Source organism: Xanthobacter sp., assembly GCF_041911315.1.
Classification (GTDB): Bacteria; Pseudomonadota; Alphaproteobacteria; order Rhizobiales; family Xanthobacteraceae; genus Xanthobacter; species Xanthobacter aminoxidans.
The window spans coordinates 70,111-76,472 of the sequence record NZ_JAYRPE010000024.1; the positions used below are offsets into that span (position 1 = coordinate 70,111).

Sequence of the window (6,362 nt, forward strand, 5' to 3'; positions counted from 1 at the left end):
CTTCCGGCTTTGAGAACGCAACCCGCAAAAATGCGGGTTGCGGCCATCCACGTGGTTTGGCCGGGAATACGTGTTCGGCCATCGTCCGGTCGGCACGACGTGGATGCCCGGCACGAGGCCGGGCATGACGGCGGTGAGGGTGTGGTTGGCCTGTGGTCGAACTAAAGCCAGCTGCGGCGAAGATGGGCGACGCCGACCGCGCAGGGGCGACCGCCCCCTCCCCTCAGCTCTTTTCGCGCACGTAGCGGCCGGGGGCGTCTTCGATGGGGGTGAAGTGGCCGCCGCCGATGGGGCGTGCGGGCACGTCCTCGGGGTAGTAGCCGGAGAACCAGTTCAGCCAGTCCGGCCACCAGGAGCCCTTGTGCTCCTGCGCGCCCTGGAGCCACAGGTCGTAGCTCGGCCCGGTGGGGCCGTCGGCCCAGTACTGATACTTCATCTTGGCCGGCGGATTGACCACGCCGGCGATGTGGCCCGAGCCGGCGAGCACGTAGCGCACCGGGCCGGAGAGCATGTTGGCGCCGATGAACACCGAGTTGGGCGGGGCGATGTGGTCTTCCCGCGTCGCCAGCGAATAGACCGGCACGTTCACCTTGGTCATGTCGATGCGCACGCCGGACAGTTCGGCAAGGCCGCGGGCGATGTTGTTGGTGAGGTAGCAGTTGCGCAGGTAATAGGAGTGGTTCGCCGCCGGCATGCGGGTGGAATCGGCGTTCCAGAACAGAAGATCGAACGGGAACGGCGCCTTGCCCTTCATGTAGTTGTTCACCACATAGGGCCAGATCAGGTCGTTCGAGCGCAGCATGTTGAAGGCCGAGGCCATCTTGCTGCCTTCGAGATATCCCGTCTGTTTCATCTTCCGCTCGATGGCGGCAAGCTGGTCCTCGTCCACGAACACCTTCAGATCGCCCGCGTGGGTGAAGTCGATCTGGGTGGTGAGGAAGGTGGCGGAGGCGATGCGGTCGTCCCCCGTCGCGGCCATGTAGGCGAGCGTGGTGGCGAGCAGGGTGCCGCCGACGCAATAGCCCATGGCGTGGGCCTGCCGCTCGCCGGTGGCGACGGCCACCTTGTCGAGGGCGGTCATGATGCCCTCGCGCATGTAATCGTCGAAGCCCTTCTCGGCGAGCCGGGCATCGGGATTGACCCAGGAGATGACGAAGACGCTGATGCCCTGGTCCACCAGCCACTTGATGAAGGACTTCTCCGCCGTCAGGTCGAGGATGTAGAACTTATTGATCCACGGCGGCACGACGAGCAGCGGCATCTTCTTCACGCTGCCGGTCGTGGCCTCGTACTGGATGAGCTGCATCAGATCGTTTTCGTAGATCACCTTGCCCGGCGTGGTGGCGAGGTTGCGCCCCACCTCGAACGCGCTCAGGTCCGACTGGCGGATCTTGAGCGAGCCCTTGCCGGCGACGAGATCCTCCGTGAGGTTCTTCATCCCCTTCACGAGATTCTCGCCGGACGAGGAGAAGGTCTCGCGGATCAGCTCCGGATTGGTCATCACGAAGTTGGAGGGCGAGATGGCGTTCGTGACCTGCTTCACCAGGAAGCCGGCCTTGTGCTTGGTGTGGGCGTCGAGGCCCTCGGCCTCCTCCACCATGTCCTCGGCCCAGCGGGTGGTGACGAGATAGGCCTGCTTGAGCGCATCGAAGATGGGGCTTTCGCGCCAGCCCTCGTCCTTGAAGCGGGCGTCGCGCGCGTCCGGCGCAGTCACCGGCTCCACCTGTTCGCCGCCGAGGCGCTTCAGCGTGTTGGTCCACACCGAGAGATAGCCGGCCATGAGGCGGGTCTGCGCCTCCAGCGTGCGCTGGGGATCGGTCATCCAGTATTCGGCGACCTGCCCCACGGTCTTGAGGGCGTCGGCGATCTCGTCGGCGAGGTCGTCGGTCTTGGCCTGGGTGCGCGGGCCGAGATAGGCGGCGAGCGCCTTGCCGCCCTCATCCACCATCTGCGCGAGATTCTGGGAGAAGGCCTCGATGTTGAGACCGGGGCGGGCGCCGTCGCCCTTGCCGTCGCCCTTGCTATCGCTCTTGCCGTCAGCCCTGGCCCCGGCACCGGCCTTCGGCGCGTCCGCTTTGGCCGCGGGGGGCGCCGATTCGGGCGCGGGATTCGGGGGGGTCTGGGCCGCGGGGGGGACGACGCTGAGATGCGCGGGGCCACCCGCCGCAACCGGCGATTCCACCGACATCATGGGGGCGGCGGATACGTTCGGCGTTTCCTCAACACGGGACATGCGCGTTTCCTCTCGCGGGTCTTGCTCGCGGGCCGTTACGAAACGTAGCCCATCTTTATCGCTGCCTGCGCTTCCTTCATACTCTAGAGTGTGAAAGTGACAGGATCGAGCCTCGCGGCCACGCCGCAGGCGCCCTTAGACACCCCTCCTTGGTCGAGTCTGCGGTACGCCCGCACGGCACCGGCCCCTCAGGAGGTATCTCGCCCCGGTATCGTCACCGCCGGGACCGGGAGCCATCCGGAACGGACAATGGACCTTTTCTCCCCGACGGCGCGAGGCCGTGCCGTCCCGACGCTGCGCGCCGCGCTTCTCCTCGCGCTCGCCGCGAGCCTCTCCGCCTGCGCCGGCTCGGGCATTCCGGGCCTCGCGCCGCCGCAGACCTCGGTGCCCGAGGTGGACGCCACCCACTTCCCCACGCTGGGCGCCCCGCCCGCCGAGCGCCGAGACCCGCTCACCGCCGAGCAACAGCAGAAGCTGCAGCGCGACCTTGAGCGCCTCGCCCGCCAGCAGCAGGCCAAGCAGGTGCCGCAGGCGCAGTGAGCCGCGCGCGGCGCCTGCGGGCGTTTCGCGTCATTGTGCGGTGCGATATGGCGGCCACCGCCCCATCGCCACCGCAATCAAGGCTTTTTCATTCACCGAACAGTGCTACAAAGCCCGACTGCCGCGCCGGGAGACAACATGCGCGGCCTCTGGAGCCATTGAGATGACGACCGATTTCCACCGCATTCGCCGGCTGCCGCCCTACGTGTTCGAGCAAGTGAACCGTGTGAAGGCCGCCGCCCGCAATGCCGGGGTGGACATCGTCGACCTCGGCATGGGCAACCCGGACCTCGACGCGCCGGCGCACGTCTACGAGAAGCTCAAAGAGACCATCGGCAAGCCGCGCACCGACCGCTATTCCGCCTCCAAGGGCATCCCCGGCCTGCGCAAGGCGCAGGCGGCCTATTACGAGCGGCGATTCGGCGTGAAGCTGGACCCCGACCGGCAGGTCGTGGCCACGCTGGGCTCCAAGGAAGGCTTCGCCAACATGGCGCAGGCCATCACCGCCCCCGGCGACGTGATCCTGACCCCCAATCCCTCCTACCCCATCCACGCCTTCGGCTTCCTGATGGCCGGCGGCGTCATCCGCTCGGTTCCGGCCGAGCCGGGGCCGGAGTTCTTCCACGCCATGGAGCGGGCGGTCCAGCACTCCATCCCCAAGCCCATCGCGGTGGTGCTGTGCTATCCCTCGAACCCCACGGCCTGCGTGGCGGACCTCGAGTTCTACAAGGACGTGGTGGCCTTCGCGAAGAAGAACGATCTCATCGTTCTCTCCGACCTCGCCTATGCCGAGCTTTATTTCGACGGCAACCCGCCCCCCTCGGTGCTGCAGGTGCCGGGCGCCATGGACGTGGCGGTGGAGTTCACCTCCATGTCCAAGACCTATTCCATGGCCGGCTGGCGCATGGGCTTCGCCGTGGGCAACGAGCGGCTCATCGCCGCGCTCTCGCGGGTGAAGTCCTATCTCGACTACGGCGCCTACACCCCCATCCAGGTGGCGGCCACCGCGGCGCTCAACGGCCCGCAGGAGTGCATCGCCGAGATGCGCGAGACCTACAAGAAGCGCCGCGACGCCCTCGTGGAGAGCTTCGGCCGCGCTGGCTGGAACATCCCCGTGCCCCGCGCCACCATGTTCGCGTGGTCGCCCATTCCGGAGCCGTTCCGGGCCATGGGCTCGGTGGAATTCGCCAAGCTCCTCATCGAGAAGGCGGAGGTGGCGGTGTCGCCGGGCGTCGGCTTCGGCGAGCATGGCGACGAATACGTCCGCATCGCCGTGGTGGAGAACGAGCAGCGCATCCGCCAGGCGGCGCGCAACGTCCGCCGCTTCTTCGAGCAGGCCGGCACCACGCTGCACAACGTGGTTCCGCTCAGCGCCGCGCGCTGAGCCGACGCCCCCGCCCCTCTGACACCGGGGCCGAACGGGTTGGCGATCGAGCATTGACCGGTTCCGGCGACAGCCGGAACCTCGCGCCGGGCGGGCTGTGGTATGACGCCAGCCGAGGACAGGAACCGGACTGACAGATGAGCGATTTGAAAGTGGGCCTCGCCGGCCTCGGCACCGTCGGGGCCGCGGTCTTCCGCATGCTCGAGCGCCGCGCCGGCGAGCTTGAGGCGCGCACCGGCCGCACCGTGAAGGTGACGGCAGTGGCCGCCCGCGACCGCAGCCGCGACCGCGGCCTCGATCTTTCAAGCGTGGCCTGGTTCGAGGATCCGGTGGCGCTCGCCCGCGACGGCGACATCGACGTGTTCGTGGAGCTGATGGGCGGCGACGGCGACCCGGCCAAGGCGGCCGTGGCGGCCGCGCTGGACCGTGGAATTCCCGTCGTCACCGCCAACAAGGCGCTGCTCGCCAAGTGCGGCGTGGAGCTCGCCCGCCGGGCCGAGGCCTCCGGCGCGGGCCTGCATTTCGAGGCGGCGGTGGCGGGCGGCATCCCCATCGTGAAGACGCTGCGCGAGGCGCTCGCCGGCAACGCCATCGAGCGCGTGTCGGGCATACTCAACGGCACCTGCAACTACATCCTCACCCGCATGGCGGACGAGAAGCTCTCCTTCCACGTCTGCCTCACCGAGGCGCAGCGGCTCGGCTATGCGGAGGCGGACCCGACCTTCGACATCGACGGCTTCGACACCGCCCACAAGCTCGCCATCCTCACCTCGCTGGCCTTCGGCACGCAGGTGGATGCGGACGCCATCTATGTGGAGGGCATCCGCCAGCTCACCCTCGCCGACCTCGAGGCGGCGGACGATCTCGGCTACCGGGTGAAGCTGCTCGGCGTGGCGGTGAAGACTGACACCGGCATCGAGCAGCGCGTGCATCCCACCATGGTGCCGAAGCACTGGCCCATCGCGCAGGTCTCCGGCGTCACCAATGCGGTGGCGGTGGATGGCGATGCGGTGACGCTGACGCTGGTCGGCCCCGGCGCCGGCGGCGATGCCACCGCCTCGGCGGTGGTGGGCGATCTGTTCGATGTGGCGCGCGGCGTGAAGGGCTATGCCTTCGGCCTGCCGGTGGACCGCCTCGCCAAGGCCGAGCGCGCCGCCATGCAGCGCCACGAGGGCGGCTACTACATCCGCCTCGCCGTGGTGAACAAGCCGGGCACCGCCGCCACCATCACCCGCCGCATGGCGGACGAGCAGATCTCGCTGGAATCCATCGTCCAGCGGCAGCCGGGCGGCGCGATGCCGTCCGACACGGCGCATGTGATTCTCATCACCTATGCCACGACCGAGGCCGCCGTGCGCCGCGCCATCGCCGCCATCGAGGCGGACGGCGTGGTCGCCTCCCTGCCCCAGGTCATCCGGATCGAGAAGGACTGATCCGGAGCGCGGCAACAGAACCAGAAGGACCGACGTCATGAGCGGTGCCCGGACCCAGAGGACGCCTGAGAAGTCTGCCCAGCGAGCCGAGCAGGTGCTCGACCGCCGCCTTGCCCTCGACATGGCCCAGGCCATGGAACGCTGCGCCGTCGCCGCCGCCCGCCTGCGCGGCCACGGCGACGAGCAGGCCGCCGACATCGCCGCCATGACCGTCTGCCATCGCGAGGTGAACGAGATTCCGGTCTCCGGCACCCTGGTGATCGGCGAAGGCATCGAGGGCGATTGCGACCAGCTGTTCGTCGGCGAGAAGCTGGGGCGCGGCGGGGCCGAGGTGGACCTCGCGGTGGACGCGCTGGAAGGCACCACGCTCTGCGCCAAGAACATGGAGGGCTCGCTCTGCGTGCTCGTGCTCGCCGAGCATGACACGCTGCTGAAGATGCCGCCCTGCTACATGGAGAAGATCGCCATCGGGCCGGGCTATCCGGAAGGCATCGTTTCCCTCTCCCAGAGCCCGCAGGACAACATCCGCGCTTTGGCCGAGGCCAAGGGCGTGCCGCCCTCCGACGTCACCGCCCTCATCCTCGACCGGCCGCGCCATGGCCCGCTGATCGACGCCGTGCGCAAGACCGGCGCCGCCATCAAGCTCATCACCGACGGCGACGTGGCGGGCGTGGTGCACACCGCCAACCCGCATGAGAGCGGCATCGACATCTATCTCGGCCTCGGCGGCGCCGCCGAGGGCGTGCTGGCCGCCGCCGCGCTGCGCTGCATC

At 68.6% G+C, this 6,362-nt stretch carries 5 protein-coding genes; 4 read left to right on the forward strand and 1 reads right to left on the reverse strand.

Annotated features, from left to right (window positions below; translation table 11 throughout):
* Positions 1–223: 223 nt before the first annotated feature.
* Entirely contained in the window at positions 224–2,233 is a 2,010-nt protein-coding gene (gene phaC, locus ACE3QW_RS09915) for a class I poly(R)-hydroxyalkanoic acid synthase (protein WP_374251375.1), read from the reverse strand.
* Between the two features lie 249 nt (positions 2,234–2,482).
* Here phaC and ACE3QW_RS09920 point away from each other — a divergent pair, with 249 nt between their 5' ends.
* The 4 genes from ACE3QW_RS09920 to ACE3QW_RS09935 form a co-directional block, all read left to right on the forward strand.
* Complete coding sequence (locus ACE3QW_RS09920) at positions 2,483–2,773, forward strand: hypothetical protein (RefSeq protein ID WP_029558924.1); 291 nt, start codon at positions 2,483–2,485, stop codon at positions 2,771–2,773.
* Between the two features lie 163 nt (positions 2,774–2,936).
* Complete coding sequence (locus tag ACE3QW_RS09925) at positions 2,937–4,157, forward strand: LL-diaminopimelate aminotransferase (protein ID WP_024278493.1); 1,221 nt, start codon at positions 2,937–2,939, stop codon at positions 4,155–4,157.
* A gap of 137 nt (positions 4,158–4,294) precedes the next feature.
* A complete protein-coding gene (locus ACE3QW_RS09930; RefSeq protein ID WP_374251376.1) occupies positions 4,295–5,590 on the forward strand; it encodes a homoserine dehydrogenase in 1,296 nt (431 codons plus the stop codon).
* Positions 5,591–5,627: 37 nt separating this feature from the next.
* A partial coding sequence (locus ACE3QW_RS09935) for a fructose-bisphosphatase class II (protein WP_374251377.1) occupies positions 5,628–6,362 on the forward strand: 735 nt, incomplete at its 3' end.